This is a genomic window from Rhodococcus sp. NPDC003382 (assembly GCF_053589135.1).
In genome coordinates, this window is record NZ_JBSFRH010000051.1 from 22,033 (window position 1) to 46,247 (window position 24,215).

At 66.8% G+C, this 24,215-nt stretch carries 20 protein-coding genes; 11 read left to right on the plus strand and 9 right to left on the minus strand.

Annotated elements, in window-relative coordinates; all coding sequences use genetic code 11:
• The first annotated feature begins 26 nt into the window (after positions 1-26).
• From ACWDUD_RS25765 to ACWDUD_RS25775, 3 genes are read left to right on the plus strand one after another with little or no spacing between them, the layout of a single operon-like run.
• Positions 27-1,436 carry an MFS transporter gene (locus ACWDUD_RS25765; protein ID WP_450111158.1) on the plus strand — a complete coding sequence of 470 codons (1,410 nt, stop codon included), beginning with the start codon at positions 27-29 and terminating at the stop codon, positions 1,434-1,436.
• Positions 1,433-3,922 (plus strand): alpha-L-rhamnosidase-related protein, encoded by a 2,490-nt coding sequence (locus ACWDUD_RS25770; RefSeq protein ID WP_450111159.1) that lies wholly within the window; start codon positions 1,433-1,435, stop codon positions 3,920-3,922. Before ACWDUD_RS25765 ends, ACWDUD_RS25770 begins: the two co-directional genes overlap by 4 nt.
• Positions 3,922-5,370 carry a carboxylesterase/lipase family protein gene (locus ACWDUD_RS25775; RefSeq protein WP_450111160.1) on the plus strand — a complete coding sequence of 483 codons (1,449 nt, stop codon included), beginning with the start codon at positions 3,922-3,924 and terminating at the stop codon, positions 5,368-5,370. Before ACWDUD_RS25770 ends, ACWDUD_RS25775 begins: the two co-directional genes overlap by 1 nt.
• Positions 5,371-5,375: 5 nt before the next feature.
• On the opposite strand, the gene ACWDUD_RS25780 is transcribed toward ACWDUD_RS25775, so the two are convergent.
• The 5 genes from ACWDUD_RS25780 to soxR form a co-directional block, all read right to left on the minus strand.
• Entirely contained in the window at positions 5,376-6,386 is a 1,011-nt protein-coding gene (locus tag ACWDUD_RS25780; RefSeq protein WP_450111161.1) for a LacI family DNA-binding transcriptional regulator, read from the minus strand.
• A gap of 33 nt (positions 6,387-6,419) precedes the next feature.
• Positions 6,420-7,877, minus strand: a complete 1,458-nt coding sequence (locus tag ACWDUD_RS25785; RefSeq protein ID WP_450111162.1) for a rhamnulokinase — start codon at positions 7,875-7,877, stop codon at positions 6,420-6,422.
• Positions 7,874-9,910: a bifunctional aldolase/short-chain dehydrogenase gene (locus ACWDUD_RS25790; protein ID WP_450111163.1), complete on the minus strand. Its 2,037-nt coding sequence runs from the start codon at positions 9,908-9,910 to the stop codon at positions 7,874-7,876. The genes ACWDUD_RS25785 and ACWDUD_RS25790 overlap by 4 nt, the downstream gene beginning before the upstream one ends.
• A 56-nt stretch (positions 9,911-9,966) precedes the next feature.
• Positions 9,967-11,124: an L-rhamnose isomerase gene (gene rhaI / locus ACWDUD_RS25795; RefSeq protein ID WP_450111164.1), complete on the minus strand. Its 1,158-nt coding sequence runs from the start codon at positions 11,122-11,124 to the stop codon at positions 9,967-9,969.
• Positions 11,125-11,247: 123 nt separating this feature from the next.
• On the minus strand, positions 11,248-11,697 hold the full coding sequence (soxR, locus tag ACWDUD_RS25800) for a redox-sensitive transcriptional activator SoxR (RefSeq protein WP_420749817.1): 450 nt from the start codon (positions 11,695-11,697) through the stop codon (positions 11,248-11,250).
• Positions 11,698-11,743: 46 nt separating this feature from the next.
• Here soxR and ACWDUD_RS25805 point away from each other — a divergent pair, with 46 nt between their 5' ends.
• The 3 genes from ACWDUD_RS25805 to ACWDUD_RS25815 all read left to right on the plus strand — a co-directional run bounded on the left by ACWDUD_RS25805 (position 11,744) and on the right by ACWDUD_RS25815 (position 14,119).
• Positions 11,744-13,171, plus strand: coding sequence for an MFS transporter (locus ACWDUD_RS25805; RefSeq protein ID WP_450111165.1), 1,428 nt, complete (start codon positions 11,744-11,746; stop codon positions 13,169-13,171).
• Positions 13,172-13,368: 197 nt separating this feature from the next.
• Positions 13,369-13,965, plus strand: coding sequence for a hypothetical protein (locus tag ACWDUD_RS25810; protein ID WP_450111176.1), 597 nt, complete (start codon positions 13,369-13,371; stop codon positions 13,963-13,965).
• Positions 13,865-14,119, plus strand: coding sequence for a (2Fe-2S)-binding protein (locus tag ACWDUD_RS25815; protein ID WP_450111166.1), 255 nt, complete (start codon positions 13,865-13,867; stop codon positions 14,117-14,119). Before ACWDUD_RS25810 ends, ACWDUD_RS25815 begins: the two co-directional genes overlap by 101 nt.
• Positions 14,120-14,300: 181 nt before the next feature.
• Here the strand turns inward: ACWDUD_RS25815 and ACWDUD_RS25820 are convergent, their stop codons facing one another.
• Entirely contained in the window at positions 14,301-14,819 is a 519-nt protein-coding gene (locus ACWDUD_RS25820) for an allene oxide cyclase barrel-like domain-containing protein (RefSeq protein ID WP_450111167.1), read from the minus strand.
• Positions 14,820-15,014: 195 nt separating this feature from the next.
• On the opposite strand from ACWDUD_RS25820, the gene ACWDUD_RS25825 reads away from it, so the two are divergent.
• Complete coding sequence (locus tag ACWDUD_RS25825) at positions 15,015-15,956, plus strand: LysR family transcriptional regulator (protein ID WP_450111168.1); 942 nt, start codon at positions 15,015-15,017, stop codon at positions 15,954-15,956.
• Here the strand turns inward: ACWDUD_RS25825 and ACWDUD_RS25830 are convergent.
• Positions 15,949-17,424 carry a 4-hydroxyphenylacetate 3-hydroxylase N-terminal domain-containing protein gene (locus tag ACWDUD_RS25830; protein WP_450111169.1) on the minus strand — a complete coding sequence of 492 codons (1,476 nt, stop codon included), beginning with the start codon at positions 17,422-17,424 and terminating at the stop codon, positions 15,949-15,951. The two genes, ACWDUD_RS25825 and ACWDUD_RS25830, sit on opposite strands and share 8 nt — an antisense overlap.
• 372 nt (positions 17,425-17,796) lie before the next feature.
• Entirely contained in the window at positions 17,797-18,483 is a 687-nt protein-coding gene (locus ACWDUD_RS25835; RefSeq protein WP_450111170.1) for a TetR/AcrR family transcriptional regulator, read from the minus strand.
• A gap of 105 nt (positions 18,484-18,588) precedes the next feature.
• Here ACWDUD_RS25835 and ACWDUD_RS25840 point away from each other — a divergent pair, with 105 nt between their 5' ends.
• Positions 18,589-20,034: an MFS transporter gene (locus tag ACWDUD_RS25840; RefSeq protein WP_450111171.1), complete on the plus strand. Its 1,446-nt coding sequence runs from the start codon at positions 18,589-18,591 to the stop codon at positions 20,032-20,034.
• 25 nt (positions 20,035-20,059) lie between these two features.
• On the opposite strand, the gene ACWDUD_RS25845 is transcribed toward ACWDUD_RS25840, so the two are convergent.
• On the minus strand, positions 20,060-20,680 hold the full coding sequence (locus ACWDUD_RS25845) for a TetR-like C-terminal domain-containing protein (protein WP_450111172.1): 621 nt from the start codon (positions 20,678-20,680) through the stop codon (positions 20,060-20,062).
• Positions 20,681-20,774: 94 nt separating this feature from the next.
• On the opposite strand from ACWDUD_RS25845, the gene ACWDUD_RS25850 reads away from it, so the two are divergent.
• Genes ACWDUD_RS25850 through ACWDUD_RS25860 form a run of 3 tightly spaced genes read left to right on the plus strand, consistent with a single transcriptional unit; the run spans position 20,775 to position 24,130 of the window.
• On the plus strand, positions 20,775-22,109 hold the full coding sequence (locus ACWDUD_RS25850; protein WP_450111173.1) for a carboxylesterase family protein: 1,335 nt from the start codon (positions 20,775-20,777) through the stop codon (positions 22,107-22,109).
• A gap of 28 nt (positions 22,110-22,137) precedes the next feature.
• Positions 22,138-23,277: an FAD-dependent oxidoreductase gene (locus ACWDUD_RS25855; RefSeq protein ID WP_450111174.1), complete on the plus strand. Its 1,140-nt coding sequence runs from the start codon at positions 22,138-22,140 to the stop codon at positions 23,275-23,277.
• Between the two features lie 22 nt (positions 23,278-23,299).
• The gene (locus ACWDUD_RS25860) at positions 23,300-24,130 is read left to right on the plus strand and encodes an alpha/beta fold hydrolase (RefSeq protein ID WP_450111175.1); all 831 of its coding nucleotides are present in this window, start codon (positions 23,300-23,302) and stop codon (positions 24,128-24,130) included.
• The last annotated feature ends 85 nt before the right edge of the window (positions 24,131-24,215 follow it).

Genomic DNA, 24,215 nt, shown 5'->3' on the forward strand with positions numbered 1-24,215 from the left:
ACATCGCGTGAACGGAAGGCGTGTCGATGACCGCTCCCAGGGTCGACGTCCGGACAAACACCGCGCTCGGGTTCGGGGAGAAGGCGAGCTACTTCGCCGGAAACCTCGGCAACATCATCCTCAGCACGGTCATCGGATCGTTTCTCCTGATCTACCTCACCGACGTCATCGGCATCGCAGCCGCGGCGGTCGGCAGCTTGTTCCTGGTGGCCCGAATCGTCGACGGCGCGAGCGACCCGATCATGGGATATCTCGTCGACCACCTCCCTGCCACGAAGCACGGACGGTTCCGCAGCTACCTCCTGATCGGCGGCGCTCTGGCGACGGTGAGTTTCGCGGCACTGTTCCTTGCGCCGGCGTGGCTGTCGGCGAGCGTCGTCGCAGTCTGGGTTACGTACCTGCTGTGGGGTATCGCATTCGATTTCATGGACATCCCGCTCAATTCGTTGCTCCCCGTCATGTCCGGTGACCCCTCGACTCGCGGCCGTCTCGCCTCGATCAAGGGAGCAACTTATCTCTTCGGCACGGCGCTGATCACCGCGATAACGCTGCCGGTGGTCGACGCTCTCGGGGGCGGTGCCGCGGGCTGGCAGACCTACGTGATCGCGATCGCCATCATTTCGTTCGTGCTCACCGCACTCGCTGCGCGCGGTGTCCGCGAACGCATCCGGCCGGTGAGCACGGAAAAGTACCGCTTTGCCGACCTGCGCCGGATGTTCCTCGGCAACCGCGCCGTCCCGATCCTGCTGGTGTCCAAGGTGGCGACAAGTTCGGCGAGCGCGGCGATGATGGCCGGGCTCCCCTTCTTCTTCTCCTACTATGTGGGAGACAGATCCCTACTCAGCGCAGCTGCGATTGCCATGGTTGTGCCCATGGCGCTCGGAAGCATTGCAGCCCCCGCCCTGTCCCGCTGGACCGGGTCGAAGCCCGCCTACCTAACCAGTATCTCCGTGGTGATCGTCGGGTTGTCGAGCGTCGCGCTGCTCCCCGATCTGCCCGGTGCCGCCTATCTCGTGTGCTTCGCCGTCACTGGTTTCGGGTTCGGCGGCGCCGTCGCCGTGAACTACGCCCTGCTCGCCGAGCTCACCGATTTCGTCGAGTGGAAGAGCGGATTCCGATCCGAGGGCGCGCTGGCGTCGCTCGCGTCGTTCGCAGCAAAGGCCGGCGCCGGCGTAGGTGGTGCGGCCATCGCCTACGCCCTCGCCGTGACCGGATATGTCGCCAACGAGTCCCAGGACAGTGCCGCTCGTAACGGAATCCTGCTGGCGCAGTCGATGATTCCCGCGCTCCTTGCCACTCTGGGCGGACTGATCTTCCTCGCCTACCCCATCACACGAAAGGTCGCCGCGATCGCGATCGCCGAGGTCGGGCGGCGCCGCATCGAATACGCTTCGGCCGACCCCGATCGAATCGACGATCCGGAGAACACACGATGACTCTCACCCCCGTCCGCAGGTCTCCTGGAGCTGCATTCTGGATCCCCGACGAAGCGGAAGCATATCGCTGGGCTGCCGAGTGGATCTGGTCGGCCGAACCGGCCCTGGTCCCTCGGTCCGTGGTGCCGTTCGGTGCGCACGACCCGAAACGATTCGACCGTTGGGTGTTGTTCCGCGGGATGGTCGACCTCCCCCGCGTACCGGAGTCGGCGGACCTCCGGATCACCGCAGATTCCCGGTACCGGCTTTGGATCAACGGTGTGGAGATCGGTACGGGGCCGAGCCGGCACGGACCGCGATCCCTGACAGCCGACCGCTACCCTGTCGCCACTACGCTGCGCCCCGGACGCAATGTCGTGGCGGTGCTCGGCCGATTCTATGGCCACGCTGTGCCGTGGTGGGAGCCGGCGGCTCCGTCCTTCACCACCGGCGGGGGCGGACTGCTCGCCGAACTCGACTGCGACGGCGAGGTCGTCCTCGCGACAGGAGACGGTTGGCGGGCGTACCCGGCGGACGCGTGGACGCCGTCACGGCCCCTGTCGATGCTCACGTCCCAGATACCGGAGGTATTCGACGCCCGCCTGCTCGATCCCGCATGGACGAGCGTCGATTTCGACGACACCGCCTGGCCGACGGCGACGGTTCTGTACGAGCATGCCGTCGTCGGGCCGGTAGGTCGTGCCCGTCCGCCGATCGGCCCGTATGGACAGATCGGGAAGCGTCCGATCCCGTTGTTGACCGGGCATATACGGACACCTGCCTCCCGCGAGCAGTTTGCACTGCCCGACGATGATCCGTCCGATGTGTACACCCGACTCGGCACCGACGTCGCGGCCGCGGTCCCCGGCACAGCCGGTGCCGCGTCCGCACCTCGCGGCAGCGGGCAACGTCGACTGGTGGTGTACGACTTCGCTGCGATCGTCGCGGGCACGGTGTATCTGGAGCTGTCGGGCAAGGAAGGTGACACCGTGACCGGGGCTCTCGTCGAGGCGGTGTCACCCGTGGCGTTTCGCAGCGCGGCCGCGTTCGAGGTGACGATGCGGAACGGCGATCTGTCGTTCGAGCCCGACAACCCGGTGGGTGGCCGTTATCTCGTGCTTTCCGTGAACTCTCCGACACTCGAGATCCATCGAGTGGAGGTGCGCGAGCGCAGACGTCCGCGCGTGCCCACTGGTGGCTTCCGGTGCAGTGATACCCTGCTCAATCGGATCTTCGACGTCTCGGTACGAACCGTCGACCTCACGTCTCGGGATGCCTACCTGGACTGCCCAACTCGCGAACAGCGTGCGTGGACTGGTGACGCCGTCGTGCACCAGTCGGTCGACCTGGTCGTCAACGGCGACTGGAGTCTTGCCCGATGGAATCCACGCCTGCTCGCCCAACCACGGCAGGACGGAATGCTACCGATCGTTGCGGTCGGTGACTTCGCCAATCCGGTAGTGCCGCCCATTCCCGACTGGGCACTGCACTGGATCCGATCGGTACACAACCTCTACCGCTACATCGGTGACCGAGCGCTGGTGGCGGAACTGCTTCCCGTTGCCGAGCGGGTCCTGCGCTGGTTCCTGCCGTACCGTCGTGCCGACGGCCTTCTCCACGAGGTTCCCGGCTGGGTGTTGATCGATTGGTCTCCGGTCCAGGTGACGGGATGCTCGGCAGCACTGAATGCACTGTGGGCCAGAGCACTTCGCGATTTCGGTGAGATGAGCGAATGGCTCGGCGACGCCGGGAAAGGGACGTGGGCGCAATCGTTGCACGGGGACGTCCGCGTCGGCTTCGAGGCATTCTGGGATCCGGTGCGCCGGGCGTACCGGGATACGCTGCCCGATGGTGACCGTCCCCGTGCAGTCAGCGAGCACACGGCAGCGGCAGCGGTAACTGCGGGACTCGTGCCGGCCGAACGCAACGATGCCGTACTGGCCTTGCTGCTCGACCGCGATGCCATGTTCACCCGGACTCCGCTCAGTGACCACGGTGTGGACAAAGCCGGACCGGAGAACGGTGCTCCCATTTCGGTGCGCCCCGAACCCGATTGGGACACGGAGACACTGGTGGTCGGCGCGCAGCCGTTCTTCCGCTACGTGGTGCACGAGGCCATCGTCCAGCTCGGCGCCGCACACCGGCTCCCGGTACTGTGCCGGGACTGGCGTGAGCTGCTCGCGACGGGACCGACCGCTCTGCGCGAATGCTGGGAGGGGGGATCCTTTGCCCACGGCTGGTCCGCGACCCCGGCCCGCGACCTTGTCACCTTCACACTCGGGATCTCCCCCGCGGCGCCCGGATACGGGCGGGTGCAGATCGCCCCGCGGCTCGGCGACCTGGACTGGGCCGAAGGTTCCGCCCCCACCCCAGCCGGTGTCGTCACCGTCCGGGCCACCTCCGAACTGGTGGAACTGACGTCCCCGGTGCCGGTCGACTATATCGGGGAGGACGGTCGCGTACTGTCGCTCGATCCGGGAAACCACGAAATCGAGGTGCGCTTGTGATGACTCGGTTCACCTCGGTCACCATCTCGTCGGGACCTCTTCGCGGAACCACGGTCGACGGCGTCGATCGTTTCCTGGGCGTCCCGTACGCCGCCGCGCCGTTCGGTCCTCTCCGCTTCCAGGCACCCAGACCGCACGCTCGCTGGGACGAGGAGCGGGACGCCACCCGGAACGGCCCGACAGCCCCGCAAAATCCATACGCCGACGGTCTCGAACGGTTGTTGCCGACCATCCGGATCGACGGTGCGGAGATCCTCACCGCGAACATCTGGGCTCCCGCCGAACGCACCGGAGGCGGGGTACCTGTGCTGGTGTGGATCCACGGCGGCTCGCTCTCGCACGGCAGCAACGCCCTACCGATGTACGACGGTTCACGTTTTGCTCGGGACGGAATCGTGTTCGTGGCGTTGAACTATCGACTCGGGATCGAGGGCTTCGCGGTTCTCGACGACGCCCCCCTCAATCTCGGTCTCGCCGATCTCGCTCACGGCCTGCAGTGGGTGCACGAGGAGATCGCGGCATTCGGCGGCGACCCGACGCAGATCACCATTGCCGGGCAATCGGCGGGCGGCACTCTCGTCGCCGGTCTGCTCGGGCACCCTACCGTCGGGCATCTCGTGCGACGGGCGGTGATCCAGAGCGCTCCCCTGCAGGCCGACGATCGGAGCATGGCCGGGCGCATCACTCGGCTCTTGGCCGACAAGCTCGGCATAGGGACCACCCGCGCCGAGTTCGCGGCCCAGAAGCCTGAAACCATCTTGGGGGCACTACGCGCCCTGACGGGGAAGGCCACACCGCTGGCTGGTGGTCCCGGCTTCGGCCTCGTCCTCGACGAGTCGACCGTGCCTGTCGGTCCCGTCGATGCGCTCGCAGGTGGCATTGCGGACCACGTCGACATCCTGATAGGCACCACGCAAGACGAATACCGCTTGTGGACGGTGCCGACCGGACTCTCCGAGAGGATCGGCCGCGTCCATCTGACGCTCGCACGTCTCAAGTCTGGCGTCAGCCGGCGCGTCGTCGCACGGTACCGGGCCAACCGGCGGGGAATGAAAGCAGGCGACGTACTCGGTGCAGTCGTGATCGACATGCTGCTGCGCCGGCCTCTAGTCCGGATTGCCGACGCCCGTTCGCGACGCGGCGCCAGGACGTGGGTATACGAGTTCGTCTGGCCGAGTCCGGTCGAACGACTCGGTGCCGCACACGGAGTCGAACTCGGTTTCGTCTTCGATCTGCTCGACCTGCCTGAATACCGGGCGCTGAACGGGCACGGAGCGCCCCAGCAGCTTGCCGACGACATGCACGGTGTGTGGGTGTCTTTCGCCCGCGGCGACGATCCGGGCTGGCCAGCCTGGGACGAACACCGGAAAGTCCGGATCTTCGGTCCGATACCCGGACCCGTACAACCGCTACCCCGCGCGGATGAGATCGACGTCTGGGATCGCTGACGTCGTCAGCCGACGCCACCGGTGGACACCCGAGGCACGAGCACCGGCTGGAAGTGCAGGTGCTCGGGTGCCCGGCCGGGGTCGTCGACCGTCGCCGTCAGTAGGTCGACAGCGGCGGCACCGATCGTCGCGCGCGGCTGTCGCACCGACGTGAGCGGGACCACCGCCGACGCCGCGAAGTCGATGTCGTCGTAGCCGACGATCGCGATGTCCTCCGGCACCGCCGCGGCGCTGCGGAGCACCAGTTCCTGGACGACGCCGAGGGCGAGGAGGTCGTTGGCGCAGAAGACGGCGTCGGGACGGCGGCCGACGGGAATCCGAGCGAGTCGTTCGGCGGCGCTGCGTCCTGCTGCCACATCGGACCCGGCAGTCTCGATCACCTCCACTGTCGCCCCGGTGTGCGCCAAGGCGGCGCCGCGAGCACCGTCGAGACGGTCCCGGATCTGTCGTAGCGTCGACGGTCCACCGACGAATGCGATATGTCGCCGTCCGATCTCGGCGAGGTGGTGTACCGCGATCGCTCCGCCCGCCACGTCGTCGACGGCAACCGACGAAAAGGGCGTGCCCGTGCCGTCCCGATCGACCAGTACCACCGGAGTGCCGCGGGACTGCATCTGTTCGAGGCGCGTCAGGTCGTCACCCACGGGGGAGACGAGCATCCCGTACACCCGGAGCTCATCGAAGGTGTCCAGGTATAGCCGTTCCCGCTCTGGGTCCTCGTCGGTGGTACCGAGCAGCACTGTGAGACTGTTCTCGGCCGCGCGTTCCTCGGCAGCCCGTGCGATGTCGGTGAAGAACGGATTGCCGACGTCGAGAACTGCGAGGCCGATGCAGCGGGAACGCCCAGCGCGCAACTGCCGGGCTGCGTCGTTGCGCACGAAGCCCAGCCGGCGGATTGCCTTGTGGACGCGCTCGACGGTGGCAGGGGCAACCTTGTCAGGGTTGTTCAACACGTTGGAGACCGTTCCGACGGACACCGACGCCGCCGCCGCGACATCTCGCATACTCACGGCCATGACGCGTCCTCCTCACCGACCGGTGGCAACCAGTCATACCAGAGCCGGGCTCCCCCTTCTTCGGGTGCGGGGTGTGTATGTGCGCGGAACATAGGTGCCGGCGACGAGCGCCCGCAGTGTCTCGAGGTCGCCGCGTACCAGTCCGTGGGCACGGGCCTGGACGAGGGCGTTGCCGAGCGCGGTTGCCTCGACCGGTCCGGCGAGAACGGCGATGCCGGCACGATCCGCGATGGCCTGACACAGCAGCGTGTTCTGAGCTCCGCCACCGACGAGGTGAATCCTGCGGACGTCGACTCCCGAGAGGGCCGCGGCGGTGTGCACTGCGGCGGAGAACGAGGCCGCGAGGCTGTCGATGATCGCGCGGACCAGGTGCGGACGGCCTGGTGGGACCGGTAGATCGTGCTCGGTGTACCACCGCTCGATGCGGTCCGGAACGTCACCGGGCGGGAGGAACCGCGGATCGTCGGTGTCGAACAGCGCGATCGGCTGCGGGCACTCGGCGGCTTGCATGAGCAGCTCGGGCAGGTCCACCGGGCCGTCGTCCCGCTCCCACGTCCGAACCGACTCGCTCAGCAGCCACAATCCCATGACGTTGTGGAGCAAACGAATTCGTCCGTCAACCCCGGCCTCGTTGGTGAATCGGGCGTGCTGTACCTCCGGCGAGACCACAGCCCGGGGAACCTCGACACCGACGAGCCCCCAGGTCCCACAGGAAATGTAGGCCGCCGCCGTCGCATCCATGGGAACCGCGGCCACGGCCGACGCGGTGTCGTGCGACGCCACCGCAGACACCTGGACATCGGAACCGAGTCCGAGCAGATCGGTGATCTCCGGCAGGACCGGCCCCAGTACGGTGCCCGGATCGACCGTGTCCGGGAACAGATGGGCCGGAACCCCAAGTTGCGCACACAGGTCCCGGTCCAGGGCGCCGCCGAGATCGCGCAATCCCGTTGTCGACGCGTTGGTGCGCTCGGCAACAGCGTGTCCCGTGAGCCAGTACACAACGAGGTCCGGGATGAGCAGGGCACGGTCGGCCGAATCCAGCATGCCCGAGATCCGTTCGGCGGCCAGTTGGTACACGGTGGTGAAAGGCAGAAATTGGAGGCCGTTGCGTTGGAACAGTTCGTCGGGAGAGACTATCTCGTGCACCGCCGCGACGCCCGCCTCGGTGCGGACATCGCGGTAGTGATGGGGCAGCCCCAGAAGCTGCCCGCCGCGCAGCATTCCGTAATCGACAGCCCACGAATCGATGCCGATCCCGAGCAGTGCATCCGCTTGCGTCACCGCGCTTCGAAGTCCCCGGCACACCTGCCCGAACAGCCCGGGAAGATCCCAGTGCAGGGCGGCCCGGGTGCCGTTCCACAGGCGCACGGGCTCGTTCGGGAACCTCGCGACGGCATGCATCTCGAGCACGCCGGGCCCCACCGACGCCAGCATCACCCGGCCGCTCGTGGCGCCAAGATCGACCGCAGCGACCTGCCCGGCGTTCATCGCAGGAACGCCGCAGCGACTCCGGCGTCGACCGGAACATGCAACCCTGTCGTGTGCGAGAAGTCGGAGGTGCACAGCGCGAACACGGCAGCGGCGACGTGTTCGGGAAGCACCTCTCGCTTCAGCAAGGTCCGCTGCGCGTAGAACGCGCCGAGATCGTCCTCATCGATCCCGTACACAGCGGCTCGCTCGGCGCCCCATCCACCTGCGAAAATGCCCGAACCTCGCACCACACCATCCGGGTTGATGCCGTTGACCTTCACCCCGTGCTCGCCGAGTTCCGCGGCGAGCAGGCGTACCTGATGTGCCTGGTCGGCCTTGCTCGCCGAGTAGGCGAGATTGTTCGGTCCCGCGAACACCGAGTTCTTCGACGAGACGTACAGGATGTCGCCCCCCATCCCCTGCTCTATCAATGCCGCGGCGGCGGCGCGTGAGACGAGGAACGATCCGCGGGCCATCACATCGTGCTGAAGGTCCCAGTCGGCAACGGTGGTCTCGAGCAACGGCTTCGACAGCGATAGACCGGCGTTGTTCACGACGATGTCGATACCCCCGAAGGCCAGCACGCATGTGTCGACCGCCGCCTGCACGGCCGCTTCGTCGGTGACGTCCGCGGCGACCCCGACCGCGACATCTGCGGACCCGATCTCGGCGGCGACCGCACGGGCCTGCGCGGCATCGAGGTCGGCCACCACCACGCACGCGCCCTCGGCAGCGAGGCGACGTGCGACCGCCCTCCCGATGCCCGACGCGGCACCGGTCACGAGCGCGATCCGGGTCGCCAGTGGCTTCGGTTCCGGCATGCGTTGCAGCTTGGCCTCCTCGAGCGACCAATACTCGATGCGGAACTTCTCGGAGTCATCGATCGGCCGGTAACGGGAAATCGCTTCGGCGCCACGCATGACATTGACGGCGTTGAGGTAGAAGTCGCCGGCGACCCGAGCGGTCTGCTTGTCCCGGCCGTAGCTGAACATGCCGACGCCGGGCACCAACACGATCGCGGGATCTGCCCCACGCATGGCGGGTGAATCGGCGGTGGCGTGTCGCTCGTAGTACGAGCGATACTCGTCGCGGTACCGGGCATGTAAGACCGCCAACCGTTCCTTGCACTCGGTGACGGTCGCCGACGCCGGAAGATCGAGCACCATGGGACGAACCTTGGTGCGCAGGAAGTGGTCGGGACAGCTCGTGCCGAGCGCGGCGAGACGCGGATGCTCGCTGCCTTCGAGGAATTCGAGAATCTCCTCCGTGTCGGTGAAGTGGCCGACCTTCGGTTCGTCGGTGGACGCCAGTCCGCGCAGGAACGGCGCCAGGGCGGCCGCCCTGGCGCGACGCTCGATCGACGGAAGAGCGCCGTATCCGGGCAGCGGTGCCCCGAAGGGCTGCGCCCGGCCGTGGCTCCGGATGTACTGCTCGGCGGTGTCGATGATCTCGAGGGAGTTCGCCTCCGCCTCGTCCGACGTCCGTCCCCACGCCGTGATTCCGTGGCCTCCCAGGACGGTGCCGATCGCCTGGGGATTACGCCGACGCACGGCGGCGATGTCGAGACCGAGCTGGAACCCGGGGCGACGCCACGGAACCCACACGACGCGGTCACCGAAGATCTTCCGCGTGAGTTCGGGTCCGTCGGCGGAGGTCGCCAACGCGATACCCGAGTCGGGGTGCAGGTGGTCGACGTGTTCGGCGTCCACGAGTCCGTGCATCGCGGTGTCGATCGACGGAACCGCGCCGCCACGACCGTGGAGAGCGTAGTCGAACGCTACAACCATCTCGTCCTCGCGGTCGACGCCCGGATACACGTCGACCAGAGCACGGAGGCGATCGAGGCGCAGCACCGCCAGTCCTTCCTCGGTCAGCGTACCAAGATCACCACCGGATCCCTTGACCCACAATACATCTACCGGATGACCCGTCACCGGATCGGTGTCGATTCCTTTGGCGGACGTGTTGCCGCCGGCGTAGTTCGTGTTCTTGGGATCGGCGCCGAGCCGGTGTGCCCTGGCGAGGAGGGCGGCGACGGTGGGGTTGGTCATGGGATGTGCGTCCTAGGGTCGATGATGTGTCGAAGAAGGATCCGAGGTGGGATTCGTCAAGAACCCCATGAAGACTGTGTCCCCCCGATCCGAGCCCTTTCAATTTCCTGCTGGTAACCCGATTGTGCGTATGCAGTGACCGGATCCGCAGGAAGCCCGCGTCGGGACCGCCAGAGCGCCAGGAGTGGGCGAACGTCGGTATAGAAGGCGTCCATGAAGACGGCGTTCGCGGTCAGCACGTCGTTCGCCCGCTGGGCGGTCTCGAGTGCGTCGAGATCGAGCAGCGCCGCACGCGCCACCATCTCCTGCACGTTGAGGACCGACCGGATCTGCGCGGGGATCTTCTGTTCGATGTTGTGACACTGATCGAGCATCAACGTGAGGTCCGAGTCGGACGCGAGGCAGTCGGCACGGAGCACCTCGACGAGGATTCGGTAGAGCTGGAACGGGTCGGCTGCGCCTACGATGAGATCGTCGTCCGCGTAGAAGCGCGAGTTGAGGTCGAAGGCACCGAGTTTCCCGAGCCGGAGCAGCTGCGCGACGATGAACTCCACGTTGGTTCCGGGGGCGTGATGTCCGGTGTCCAAGCAGACTACCGCCCGCTCCCCCAGCGCCGCCACGTGCACGAAGGCCGTCCCCCAGTCCGGTATGTCGGTCGTGTACATCGCAGGTTCGAAGAACTTGTACTCGAGGACGAGTCGCTGATCGTCGCCGAGGTTGCGATAGATCACATCGAGCGAGTCGGCGAGCCGCTCCTGTCGAGACCGGATATCGCCCTGCCCAGGGTAATTCGTCCCGTCCGCCAGCCAGATCTTCAGGTCCGTCGAGCCGGTCTGGTGCATGATGTCGATACATGCGAGGTGGTGGTCGATGGCCTTCTGCCGCACCGACCTGTCGCCGTGGGTCAGGCTACCGAATTTGTAGGAATCGTCTTGGAAGGTATTGGAATTCACCGTACCAAGGCGCACACCCAGGCTCTCGGCGTGAGCGCGCAGCCCCGGGTAGTCGTCTACCGCGTCCCAGGGAATGTGCAGGGCGACTGTGGGTGCCAGCCCGGTCAACCGATGCACGGTCGCGGCGTCGGCAATCTTCTCCTCGACCGTTCGGGCGGTACCGGGCGAACCGAAGACCTTGAAGCGGGTGCCCGAATTACCGAATGCCCACGACGGCAGTTCGATGGCCAGCGAGTCCAGAATCCGATCGAGGGTCTCCATCGACACCTTCCTGATTGAAACGTTTCAATCACGGTAGCGTCGATACGTCGAATCGGTCAATCGTCGGACAGTGGCCGGCTGCCTTTACTGGCCTGCCTCGTCACCACGCTCGACCGCGGCGGCTCAATCGCAGTGGAGCCTTCGTGCACCAGGGCCCTCCGCGGAGAGTCTGTCTTCGGGATTCAGGATGCGGCACGTGTTCAGTGAGAGGCAGCCGCAGCCTATGCAGCCCGACAGTTCCTCCTCGAGCCGCTCGATCTCCCGGCGCCGCGCCTCGAGCTTGCCGTGCCACGCGGCCGAGATGCGACGCCAGTCCCGCTTACTGGGCATACGGTCGTCCGGGAGTCGGGCGAACATGTCGGAGACCTCCGAGAGAGGAATCCCGAAGCGCCTCGCCGCGAGAATTATCCCGATCCTCCGCAGCACGTAACGGGGGTAGCGACGCTGGTTGCCCGCCGTCCGCACAGACGAGATCAGATTCCGATCCTCGTAGAAGCGTACGGCGCTGGTAGCGATGCCTGCGCGTTTGGCGACCTCACCTACGGTGAGCAGATCCTTCGGCGTGTACGACACATCGCTCCTTGACTTCAACCGAACTTGAACTTCTAGGTTAGCCGACATGAGTGAATCCGCCCTGGCAGAGGATCAGCCGCCCAACGTACCCAATGATGGATGGGGCACCCTATTCCGTCGTCCGCACCTTCCCGTAGTTGTCGTACTCGCGAGCGGGATAGGCCTTTACGCGATGAACCTGTACTTCACCGCGGCGCTGATGCCGTCGGTCGTCGCGGAGATCGGAGGTGCCCGGTACTACGCATGGGCCTCGACCGCCTACCTCATCACCGCGGTCGTCGCGACGATGTTCGTCAGCCGCTTTCTCGGAATGCAGGGCGCCGCACGCTCATACGTCATCGCGTTCCTCACCTTCGCCGCCGGTACCGTGGTGAGCGCCGTGAGCCCGACCATGGAAGTGTTCATCACCGGGCGCGCGATCCAAGGATTCGGCGCGGGTCTGCTCACCGGACTCGGCTACGCGGTCATCAGGACCGTGCTCCCCGGGCAGCTCTGGACGCGAGCGACGGGGCTCGTCTCGGCCATGTTCGGCATAGGTACGCTGCTCGGCCCCGCGCTGGGAGGTCTCTTCGCCGAACTTGGCGCATGGCGCACGGCCTTCGGCGGCCTCGCCGCGATCGCGCTCGTGCTCATTCTGGTCACCATTCGCTCCCTTCCAGGCGAGAGAGTGGGGCCCGCGTCGAAGGCGGCAGTACCCGTGTCCTCCATCGTCACCCTTGCCCTCACTGCCGCAGCATTGAGCATCAGTTCCACCCTCACCGGATGGCTCGTTCCTGCGACGATCATCGGCGCCGCCGCTCTGCTCGCCGTCTTCGTGAGCGTCGACGCCAGGAACCCCAATGGTGTCTTGCCGCGTCTCACATATGTGCGGAGAGGGCGTTTGAAGTGGATCTACCTCACCGTCGCCGCGCTGTGCGCGGGCGTCATGACCGAGAACTTCATCCCGCTCTTCGCCCAGGAACTGGGTGGATTCCCGCCCCTCGTGGCCGGGCTTCTCGGCGCCGTCCTCTCGCTGGGCTGGGTCATCGCACAGTTGTTCAGCGCCAACGCTTCCGCCACCGCAAGTTCCCGATACATCCGCATCGCCCCATGGTTGCTCACGGGTGGACTGCTGGGGTACGGACTGCTCCAGTTCGAGGCGCCAGCGACAGGCGTCCTGATCCTCTGGGCCGGCCTGCTCTTCCTCGCGGGACTCGGCATCGGTCTCGCATTCCCGCACCTGTCCGTCGCGGCGATGAGCAGTACGACCGACCCCCTCGAGGGTTCCAAGGCCGCTGCCGCGGTGAGCACGACACAACTGATCGCGTTCACACTCTCTTCCGCCATCGCCGGCAATCTCATGGCGATCGGAGGCGACTCGCTCCTCGTGTCGACACGGTGGTTGATCCTCGGAATAGCCGTCCTTACGTTCCTCGGAACGTTCACCTCGTTCGCGGCCACCGGGCGATCCACGGATGCTCGGTCCCCACGCTAGTGGGAGGCCGCTGACAGCAGCTTCTCCCCGGCCCTGTTCGACGAACCCGCGGCGCGCGTGCCCCGAACGCACATCTCAGTCGGAGCGGATCTTTTCCGACAATACAGTTCGGGGCGGCGCTCGGCTTCGTGGAGGACTCGCGGTACGCGGGAGCGTACGAACCACCGGCCGGCGGGTCCTCGATCTGTGGGGTCTCGTTGACGCCTGACATCGTAGACGGCGTCGATGCGCAGATATCAGTCGCCGGAGCATACCGGCGGCTGGCACCCTTCCTCGGCGAATTCGTTCACACCATCGACTTCGTCGGCGAGACGTTCTCCGGGAATCGGATGACCGACGGAGACCGGGTCGCCGCCCGCGTCGCGGATACGGGCGCGCGGTGGAGCTGCAACGATCCGCGTGTGAACGGCACGTTGTGGTGGTATTCGGCCAGTTCGACGTTGGTAACCGCGCCCATCTTCATGGTGTCGACCGAGGGCCGCACGCCCGATCCGCACTTGGAACAGCCGGAGTGCACCCTGCGCGGCGACGTATACCTCGGTGCGGTGCGCTCGCACCGAGTCGAACACGACGCCCGTTCCTTCGCTGCAGGACTGGTCGTCGCCTACGGATCGGTGATCGACGCTCTCGCTGCCGTATCCGGTGCAGCACATCGCGCCCTGTGGGCGATCGTGATGGACTCCGTCGCCAGCCATGCCCTCGCTGTGGGGCCGCACCCTGGGCAAGATCGACGAGGCGTGCACGCTCGCGGTCGAGCCCGCCGCACCACCGCTGCCCACACCGAGGTTTGTTGACATCGAAAGTTCTTTTCGCCCCGATCGGTTCGTCAGACGAGCATTGTGCTGCCTCATCCCTTTCACGGCAGGCAACGACAAATGCACGAGTTGTCCCCGTCGGGATCCGACCGACCGCCACGCGCGGCTTCTCCGGCGCATCGACGGATCGTGACGAGATGTCCGGCTCGATACCCGGCAGGCCCCTCAGGGACCTCGGTCGCTGGAAACCAGCTGTAGCAGTTACCCGCGTGACGGGCCGGGCACCACCGCCGGTAGCGATGCACCGGTCCGTGTTCACCGCTCGTTCCGGTGCATCGCTCGTTCCGGTGCATCGCCAGCCCCGCCCATCGGGGCTACTTCTTCGCGAACCTGATCTCGTACTTCTCGTCCGGTGTTGCGACGCCGGACACGGTGATCTCACCTCTCAGGCCGGCGTACCTGCCCGTCCCTCCGGTGATGGTCATGTCGAACGGTGCGGTGGTGTGGATTCCGAGACCCTGTGCGAAGATCTGCCCCTCCTCGAACTGGATGGTCAGCACGCAATGGGTGATGGGGCTGTCGGGCCCCGCGATGTTGGTGAACCAGCACACGCCGCCGTCGTGACCCACCTGCCGCCCGTCCTGACTGAGCTTGTCGGAGAATACGTCCACGTCACCGACATCCAGCCCCGGGGCACCGAAGTCGTGTTTGGCGACCTGGTCGTTCTCGACGTGGACGGTGATCGGATCGGGGACGGGGTCGGCCACGGCGGGCAAAACGTCGTCGAACACGAGGACCGCGGTGAACCCGAGGACTGCGGCGCCGGCGAGGACGGCTCGGACGAGATTCTTTCCCAGCATCGTGGGTACCCCCTTCAGGGATCGACGGATCATCGGCTGGCGCTACCGATCCGGCCGCGAGTGCGGCGCGGCGCTCACCGGATCCGAATGTATGTGTTTGCGGCACAGAGAAACTCGAACGTCATGGAGCAATTTCCTCACAGTCTCGACTGTGGGTATGTCAATGCTGAGGGAGATCCTCTACAGAAGTCCAATATCCGAATCTGCTTGCTGCTAGCATCTTCTCGCATGGAACTTCGGCAGTTGGCATACTTCGTGACCGTCGCCGAGGAGGCGAGTTTCACCAGGGCTGCCGCCAGGTTGCACACCGCACAGTCGGGTGTCAGCGCGCAGGTTCGACAGCTCGAACGCGAACTGGGCCAACCGCTTCTCGACCGGAGCACACGCACGGTGCGCCTCACTCAGGTGGGGGACGAGGTGCTGCCGTACGCGCGCGCCGCGCTTGCCGCGGCGGCCGACATGCGCCGCATCGTCGACGAGCACTCAGGTCTACTGCGCGGTCATGTAAACCTCGGAATCGTCGCGTCGTCGTCGGTGGCGTTCAATCTGTCCACGTTCCTGACGCGGTTCAACCGCGAGCACCCGGAGGTCGGAGTATCGGTATCCGAGGCCGGTTCGGACACGCTTGTCGACGCATTGCTCGACGGCCGACTGGATGCGGCAATCATCGCGCCCGCCGGATCGGTGCCGCCGGGGCTGCAGCTGGAGGTGGTGGCCGACGAACCGCTGGTCGCGGCGGTCCGACACGACGACCCCTGGTCGGATCGATGCGAGGTTACCCTGGCCGAACTGGGCGATCGGCCGCTTATCAGCTTCCCTCGCAGCGTGGGAGCCCGCCTCGTCTTGGAGGACTCGTTCGCGACCGCCGGGATCGTGCCGCGTATCGGTATCGAGGCGGGCGATCCCGAGGTGCTCGCGGAGCTCGCTGCGGGCGGTCTCGGGGTCGCGATTCTGCCCGAGCCCTATGCGGTTTCCCGCCGGAGCTCGTTGCATATCCTCGGCATCGCATGCGGTTCCCTCCGGGGCCGCCTGGCGTTGGCGTGGCACGCCGACGGTCCTCGGACCCCAGTGGCACGTGCTCTGATCGCGCAGTACCGCGGTGCGCACCCACTCGTCCGACCCACCGCCGCAGCGTCGGCGGCAGGGGGCCGGACGGGTGGGCCTAGATGAATGCGGGCGCGTGTTCGACGTGCAGTTCGTCAGGTGCGATGCCCAGCATCGGGTCGACGAGAGATTCGGGCATTTCAAACTGTGCCACAGCGTGATTGAGCTGATAGGACCGGGCCGCCGAGCCGAGGTAGAACAGCTCGTACAGTTCGTTGCGTCCGCCGAGCGCGCTGCCGACGAAGTCCCATGCAGCACGGAACAGCCGCACGCGCTCACGGGCGTCGAACCCATCGGCGCCCTGCAGGTGCCGGTCCAGTAGCGGTTTCAGTTCGGGATTATCGAACGCGGATTCCGCCGGCGTGGCCAGCAGGTTGTGTGAGCCGAGCAGCTTGATGATCTCGTTGACGCGTGGGAACCATTTGGGCAGCGTCGGCCGGAGAGCCCGGAACGGGCGCTCGTCGCAGAACCACACGCCGTTGCCCCACTCGTGCGCACCCGCTTCGGCCGCGACGAGAAGGGCGCGAGTCATCTCCGCGTAGGTCCACAGTTCCCCGAGCATCTCGGTGGTCCGCGGGTCCGACGCGTTGATCGCCCGGCAGCAGCGGCTGACCAACTCGTAGGCGAAGCGCAGTTTGGCCTCTGCCCGGATAGTGGTCTGCTGCATGATGTTTGCGGTCCATCCACTCATCATCGCCGCGTTCCAGACCGTAGTGTTGCCATCGATGAACACACGATCACGTGGTATTTCGACGTCGTCGAAGATGAGGAAAGCGTCCTGTTCGTCGAACCGCCCCGAGAACGGTGCATCGTAGCGCCCCGCAGCCGCCGAGAAGTTGTCGCGGCACAACAGTTTCAAGCCCGGCGTCCCGATCGGAACGGAGAAGGCGAGCGCATACTTGCCGGCGTCCTTCGGCATCGGCTGGCCGGGATAGACGGCGACTTCGTCCGCGAACGGGGCCAGGGTGCTGAGAACCATGGCACCGCGTACCACGATTCCGTGCTCGGTATCGGCTACCTTGTGCAGCGCCGACTCGCCACCGGCGGACGCAAGGTCACCGAGACCCTTGTCGACCGTCGGCCGGATGATCGCGTGGGTCAACGCCAAGTCCCGTCGGGCGAGCTGATCCTGGAATGCAACAAGATTCTGTGCGCCGGCCTCGTTCCCGTCTGCCGCCCAGACGTCGGACCGGCCTGCATGGCCGGCGAACGTGACGTTGAGGTAGTCGGGTGATCGGCCGAGCAGCCCGACGGAGTAGCGGGCGGCGTGGGCCATCGCGGCATGACGCTTCTCGAGATCGGCACGGGAACGGGGAATCAGGTGTGACGCGTTGATCGATTCTCCGCCGTCGGGGTGATCGACAAGACAATCGTCGGCGTGCTTGTGCTGGAGGTCGTACAGTCCCGCGACCGACCGCACCGCGCCGGAAAAGGGTTCGTAGTCGGTGACGTCCGGCACGCGCCGTCCGTCCACCCAGACCTCGCGGTCGTCGCGCAGCCCCGCTGTGTACTCGGTGCCGGTCCGTGGGCTCATTCTGGTTCCTCCGGGTTCTCTGTGGGGTCGAGTCCGCTGGATGGGTTTTCGTCGCGGTGTCGTTCGATGCCAGTAGGGCACCGTGGTCCTCCGGGGCCCGATCGGGCAGGGCGACACCGCGCCGCGGTTGTCACGAGAAGAGGTGATCACCGAGCCGCGAGGGTCGACCTCGCGGCGACATGAGTGGTCGTCCGATCATGGGATACCTTCCGCCGCTGTGGGCTCACCGGACCCGGTGTCCACATCCGCTCGTGAGGGTGCAGTGTTGTGGCGCCGGCCTCACCCGGCAACGGTGTCGGTCCGCCTGGCGGAACATTGCGCGGGTTTCCGTTCCACACCGCGGGTTTCGTGGTGCAACGACGGTGTGCGGGGTCAGGAAGCCGGTGATGGTCCGGTGCCGCCGTACCGGGCAAGATATCCCTCGATCATGATCTGCAGTCCGTCGATGTAGTCCTCACGCGTCGTTCCGGACGGCCAGTCCTCCGCCACCGCGTGCAGTGCCAGCAGCCGCTCGGGACCTGCCTCGCGAATCTTGGTGGCCAGCGGAGTGATGTCCTCCGCAGGTGCTGGCGTGCGGAGATTCAGCAGCGCGCCGAGGGTGTAGTTCCACAGTGCGCGGTAGAACAGCAGCGCGCGCCGCGGGCTCATGCCGAGCTCCAGCCCGGCGGCGATCGCGTGGTCTACGAGAACGAGCGCGCCGGCTCCGCCGCGTCCTCCCCGCTCGAGGAGTTCGAGGATCCAGGATTCGGCGGCGAGCGTGTCGAAGATCGCTACGAAGATCTCGCACATCCGGATTCTGGGGGTCTGGGACAGTGAGATGTCCTCGAGTCCCCGGGAATATTCGTCGAGTACTCGGTCGAGGAGCTGTTCTTTGTCGCCGACGTGCCGGTACAGCGCCATCGGTGTGGTGCCGAGGTGTTTGGCGAGCGCCCGCATGCTGAGTGAGGCCAGGCCGCCCTGTTCGAGTTGAGCTCGGGCCGCGGCGACGACCCGGTCCGCGGACAACCGAGGGGGTCGTCCGCGGCGAGGCGTGCCGTGATCGGCAGCGGGTGTGGCCATCCGCTCATTGTGCCCGACGGCGGGGGTTGAAGGCCTTGCCGGACCGTGGGGTCGTAGGGTAGACCGCTTCATTATGAGAACGCGTATACAAATTAGGAGACTGTCGTGACGACTCTCCCTGCAGCCCCAGCCGTCCGATCTGGACTTGTACTCACGGCCGCCGCGGCGGCGCAGTTCCTCGTCGCCTTCGACATGTCGGTCATCAACGTTGCGCTGCCGGACATCCAACGCTCGTTGGGTTTCACGGACACGGATCTCTCGTGGGTCGTCAACGCATACGCACTGGCGTTCGGAGGCCTGCTTCTGCTCGGCGGTCGGTTGTGCGACGTGGCCGGGACGCGCCGCATCCTCGTCGCCGGACTGCTGGTGTTCGGGGTCGTCAGCGTCGCTGGTACGTGCGCACCGACCGCAAGCCTGCTCGTCGCGGCCCGCGCGGTGCAGGGAGTCGGGGCCGCGATGATCGCCCCTGCCGGTCTGGCCGCGCTCAGTCAGGCATTCCCGGACGGGGCCGCCCGGGCGCGGGCGTTCGGGGTCGGCGCGATGAGTTCGGCGCTCGGCGGTGCGCTGGGTGTGGTTCTCAGCGGTGTACTCACTCAGGCTTTGGGCTGGCGCTGGGTGATGTTCGCCGGTGCCCCGGTGGCATTGGTCGCTGCTGCGGCGGCCGCGCGCGGATTCGGGCGCGTGCCCGCACGGCCGGGCGGCGGCACCCTGGACGTGCCGGGTGCGATCCTGGCCACCGCGGCCCTGACCGTTCTGGTCGGCACGGTCGGCGTCACGGACACCCAGGGATGGGGCTCGCGGGTCGTACTCGGCGGCACGGTGGCGGCCCTCGCCCTGTTCGTTGCGTTCGTCGTGGTGGAGCGCCGGACCCCGAATCCGCTGGTGCGCTTTTCCACGTTGCTACGGCCCAGGATCGGCCTCGCGAACGCGATCATGTGCGTGCTGTGCGCCGGGCAGTTCGGCGCGTTCTTCTTCGTTTCGCTGTACATGCAGCGCGGCCTCGGATACTCGCCCGCCGTGACCGGCGTGGCCTTCCTACCGTTCTGCGCGGGTCTCGTCGTCGGCATCGTTGCATCGTCCGGACTGTTGCCCCGAATCGGACCTCGCCCGCTGCTGATCGTCGGTACCGCGATCGCTGCCGCCGGTGCGTGGGGGTTCTCGATGATGTCCGCGGACGGCGGGTACGTCGCGACGGTGCTGCTGCCGTCGCTCGCTACGAGCATCGGCATCGGACTGTCGTTCATGCCCTTGAGCAATGTCGCGACGGCAGGCGCGCCGGACGGGGAGGTCGGTATGGCGGCCGGTCTGTTGAGTGCGTCCCGTCAGATCGGCGGTTCTGTCGGTCTTGCCGGCCTGGTCAGCATCGCGGCGGCGGCGACTGCCGCCGCGGCGCCTTCCGGCGCATCCGCGCTCGTGGCCGGCTACTCGCACGCGTTGTCGATCTGCGCGGTGCTACTGCTCGCGGGCACGATGCTCGCGCTGTTCTTCCCGTCGTCCTCGCGCCCGAAGCGCGCACGGCCGGGAGCCGGGTCGGCGAAACCGCGAACCTGACCGACTGCAGGGGGCGGACCGGAGATTACTTTTCGCTCTTGGTCTTTGCGTGTGCACCGTGACGCACGATACCTGCGAGGACGAGTGCCACCGCCTCGTCCGGAAGTCGCGCGGGGATCTCGTCACCCAGATGCGTGACGTACAGGTGGATCAGACCGCCCAGTGTCAGAACGACGAGCCGGGCGTCGGCGTCGGGATCGACCTCGCCGCGCTGCTTGCCGCGTTCGATGATCGCCTCCGCGGCGGACAGCCGCTGCACCCAGAAGTCGCGGCGCGCGGCTTCGACCTCGGGGTCGGTATCGGAAACGACGGTGCCCCGGATCAGTGCGATACCTGCGGGTGTCCGCGCAAAACGCGCGAGGTCGGCGGTAAACAACTCGAGATCCGATCCGGTCGAGCCGGTATCGGGGATCGGGACCTCGGCGGCAGTCCGGGATACCAATGCGTCGACGAGCAGGCGCGGCAACGTCTTCCACCGCCGGTACAGGGACGTCTCGTGTACTCCTACGTCTGCCGCGATGTCAGCGATGCGCACGTTGTCGATCCCGACGCGTTCGATACGGGCGATCGTCGCATCCAGCACCCGGGCACGCAACTTCGCCCCGCGCACCGCAATCCGCCTGCCGTCGTCCGAGGAGGTAACCATACGACGATTATCGCAAGAGCACTTGCGTTATGCACCCTGCCCCTCTTACCGTTTTGCTATCGCAAGTCAACTTGCGATAGAAGGCGAGGACGCAATGGGCCACGTGACAGCCCCCTCCGGACAGTGGCGCGGTACCACCGCCAATGGTGTCACCGTCCACCACGGCATCCGCTACGCACGCGCTGCGCGTTTCGAGCAACCCCGCCGGGAACCGGCCCACCGCGAGGTCATCGACGTCACCATCCCGGGACCGGTCGCCCCGCAGTTGCCGTCCCGACTCGAGGCCGTCATGGGGGTACCGGCACCGCTCGCCCAGTCGGAGGACTGCCTGACCGTGACGGTCACCGCGCCGGCCGGAGCAGACCCGGGATCCTGCCCGGTACTGGTGTGGTTGCACGGTGGCGCGTACCTCTCGGGCAGCGGACAGTGGAATCTCTACGCCGCCGACCGACTGGTCCGCGAGACCGGGATCGTCGTCGTGGCGGTCGGGTACCGCCTCGGCGTCCTCGGCTACCTCAAAGCCCCGGGAATCTCAGCCGGAAATCTGGGATTGCTCGATCAGATCACGGCTTTGGAGTGGGTTCGCGACAACATCACCGCATTCGGCGGCGACCCCGCGCGCGTGACGGTCTCAGGGCAGTCGGCGGGGGCACAGTCGGTCGTCGCGATGCTCGGCATCGAGCGAGCGCGTGCCACGTTCTCGCAGGCGATCGTGCAGAGCGCGCCACTGGGTCTCCATTTCCACGGCCCAGAGGAGGCGCAGCGGGTCGCCGACGTGTTTCTGGACGAGCTGCAAGGCGACCCGCATCGCGCCGATATCGCGGATCTGCTGGCCGCCCAGGCCCGCACGGCCTGCCGGCTCGCCGGCCCGGCCGCCCTCAACTCGGCACCTCCCCTGCTTCCGGTATATGACACCGATCCGCTTCCGGCACGACGACAGTGGCAGGACGCCGTGGTGCGTGGCGCCGACGGGCTGCGCGTCCTGATCGGCACCACGGCCGACGAAATGGGAGCATTCTACGGCCACCACCCCGTGTTCTCCGCCGTGCGGCGGGTGCCCGTGCTCGGTCCCCGCCTCGTGGCTGGTGTGCAGCAGCTCGTGCAGCGCAAGGTCTTCGACGCGCCGACGGACCGGTTCGCCGACCTACTTACCGACGCCGGTGCCGATGTCCGCTGCTTCCGTTTCCACCGCCTGCATCCGTCGAACCCTTTCGGCGCATGCCACTGCATCGAGCTTCCGTTGTTGTTCGGTAGCGACGAGGCATGGCGCGACGCCCCCATGCTGCATCCGCTGGTGCCCGACGACGCAGCCTCGATAGGTGCCCGCACCCGCCGGTACTGGGGTGAATTCGTCCGCAGCGGCGACATCAGCGACACGACCTGGCCGCGACACCGGACGGGATCCGGTTCCCGGCACGCACTCCCCTGATCACGCGCCCTAATCAGAAAGGCCGCTCATGCACAGTCGGCACGCAACCGTTATCGGTGCGGGGATAGGCGGTTTGACCGCCGCTTCCGCCCTGGCCCGCCGGGGCTGGACGGTTCGCCTCCACGAACGGCAGACCGAGATCCGGGCTGTAGGCGCGGGAATCTACGTCTGGGACAACGGCCTGTTCGCGCTCGACTCGATCGGAGCGTTCGACGACGCGACGTATGGAGCGCACATCGGACCGGCTGTCGAGGCTCGTACCCACACGGGCGATTTGCTCTACCGCATCGACATCAACGGGGCGGACCGGCCCCGCTGCTACACACTGCTGCGCGAGCGACTCGTTGCCGCCCTGGTGCGGTCGGCACGCGAGAGCGGGGTCGACATCGTCACCGGCTCGGGTGCCACCGCAGTCCGCCCCGACGGCGCAGTCGACTTCGACGGTGGCGCCACCGAGCAGTCAGACCTCGTCGTGGTCGCGGACGGCGTCCACTCCCGGCTGCGGGACAGCATCGACCTGGCGTACCGGAGGATCCGGATGACGCAGGGTGCCGCCCGCCTCATGATCCCGGCCTCGCCGGACTACTTCCCAGCCGAGGACGCAGTCAAGCATCTCGAGTTCTTCCGGGGCCGCCGTCGCCTGTTGTACACGCCGTGCACACCGGATTTGATCTACCTCGCGCTGGTGTGCGACGCGGACGACCCTGCCATCCGCGGTTCCCGCCTCGACGTGCCGCTGTGGCAGCACAGCTTTCCCGTGCTCACGCAGCTCTTGGCCGCGACCTCCGGCATCAGGATTCGCTGGGACACATTCGAATACGTGCGCATGTCGGCGTGGTCTCGGGGGGCGGTGGCGTTCCTCGGGGACGCCGCGCACGCGCAACCGCCCTATCTGGGGCAGGGCGGTGGAACTGCCATGACCAACGCCGTGGCCCTGGCCGAGGCCGTGAGTCGGCCCGGTCGGGAACCGGCCGATGCACTGGCCGTGTGGGAGCGGGACATGCGTCCCGGCACCGAACGCACACAACGAACGTCCTATCGGATGCGTCTGCTGAATTCGGTACCCGACCGCGTGCGCAACCCGCTGCTGACCGCCGCCGGCCGTGTGTCCGCCTTCACCGAATCGCAACTCGCCGCCACCCGCCTTCGTCCGACCATCAACACCTAGAGGATCAGGAGACCAACCCATGATCAACACCATGACCGTCAACGGGGTGCAGATCGCGTTCGATGACCAGGGGCTCGCACCTGGCCCCGCGATCGTCCTTCTCACTGGCTGGGCACACGACCATCGGGCCTACAACCGGCTGCTGCCACATCTGCTGCCGGACCACCGGGTGATCCGGGTGTGCTGGCGCGGGCACGGCCCCGACCGTACCCCGGTTGGAGACTTCGGCGTCGCCGAGCAGACTGCCGATGCGATCGCTCTGCTCGACGCACTCGAGATCGAGTCCTTCGTACCGGTCGCACACGCCCACGGTGGCTGGGCTGCCCTCGATATCGCCGACGCGCTCGGCGCTCAGCGGGTACCCCAGGTGATGATCCTCGACTTGATCATGACTCCGCCCCCACCGGAGTTCGTCGCAGGCCTGCACGCCATTCAGCAGCGCGAGACGTGGCTGGCCGGCCGCGAGGGTCTCGTGCAGTCGTGGCTGGCAGGCAGCAGCGACGAAGCGGTGCGATACCACATGGAACACGAGTGCGGGGGCTTCGGATTCGACATGTGGTCACGAGCCTGCCGCGTCATCGAGAACGCCTATGACACCTGGGGTTCACCGATGGGGCGCATGGAGCGATTGATCGAACCGCGACCTATCCGGCACGTGTTCTCCCACCCCAAGGTCCCTGAGTACGACCAATTGCACGAGGAGTTCCGCTCCCGCAACCTGTGGTTCAGCTACACCCGGCTCAACGGGCAGACCCATTTTCCCGGCCTCGAGCTCCCGGACCAGGTAGCGCGCGAACTTCACGACCTGCTCGGAACCCCGCCACACCCGTCACCCGCCGGCGCGCACGCGTGACGGCTCCGCGGGTGGCCGTCGGGCGCCGGCAGCAGCGGGATCATGGCGGTGCCGAACACGACGACGAGAGCGACCGTGGTCAGCA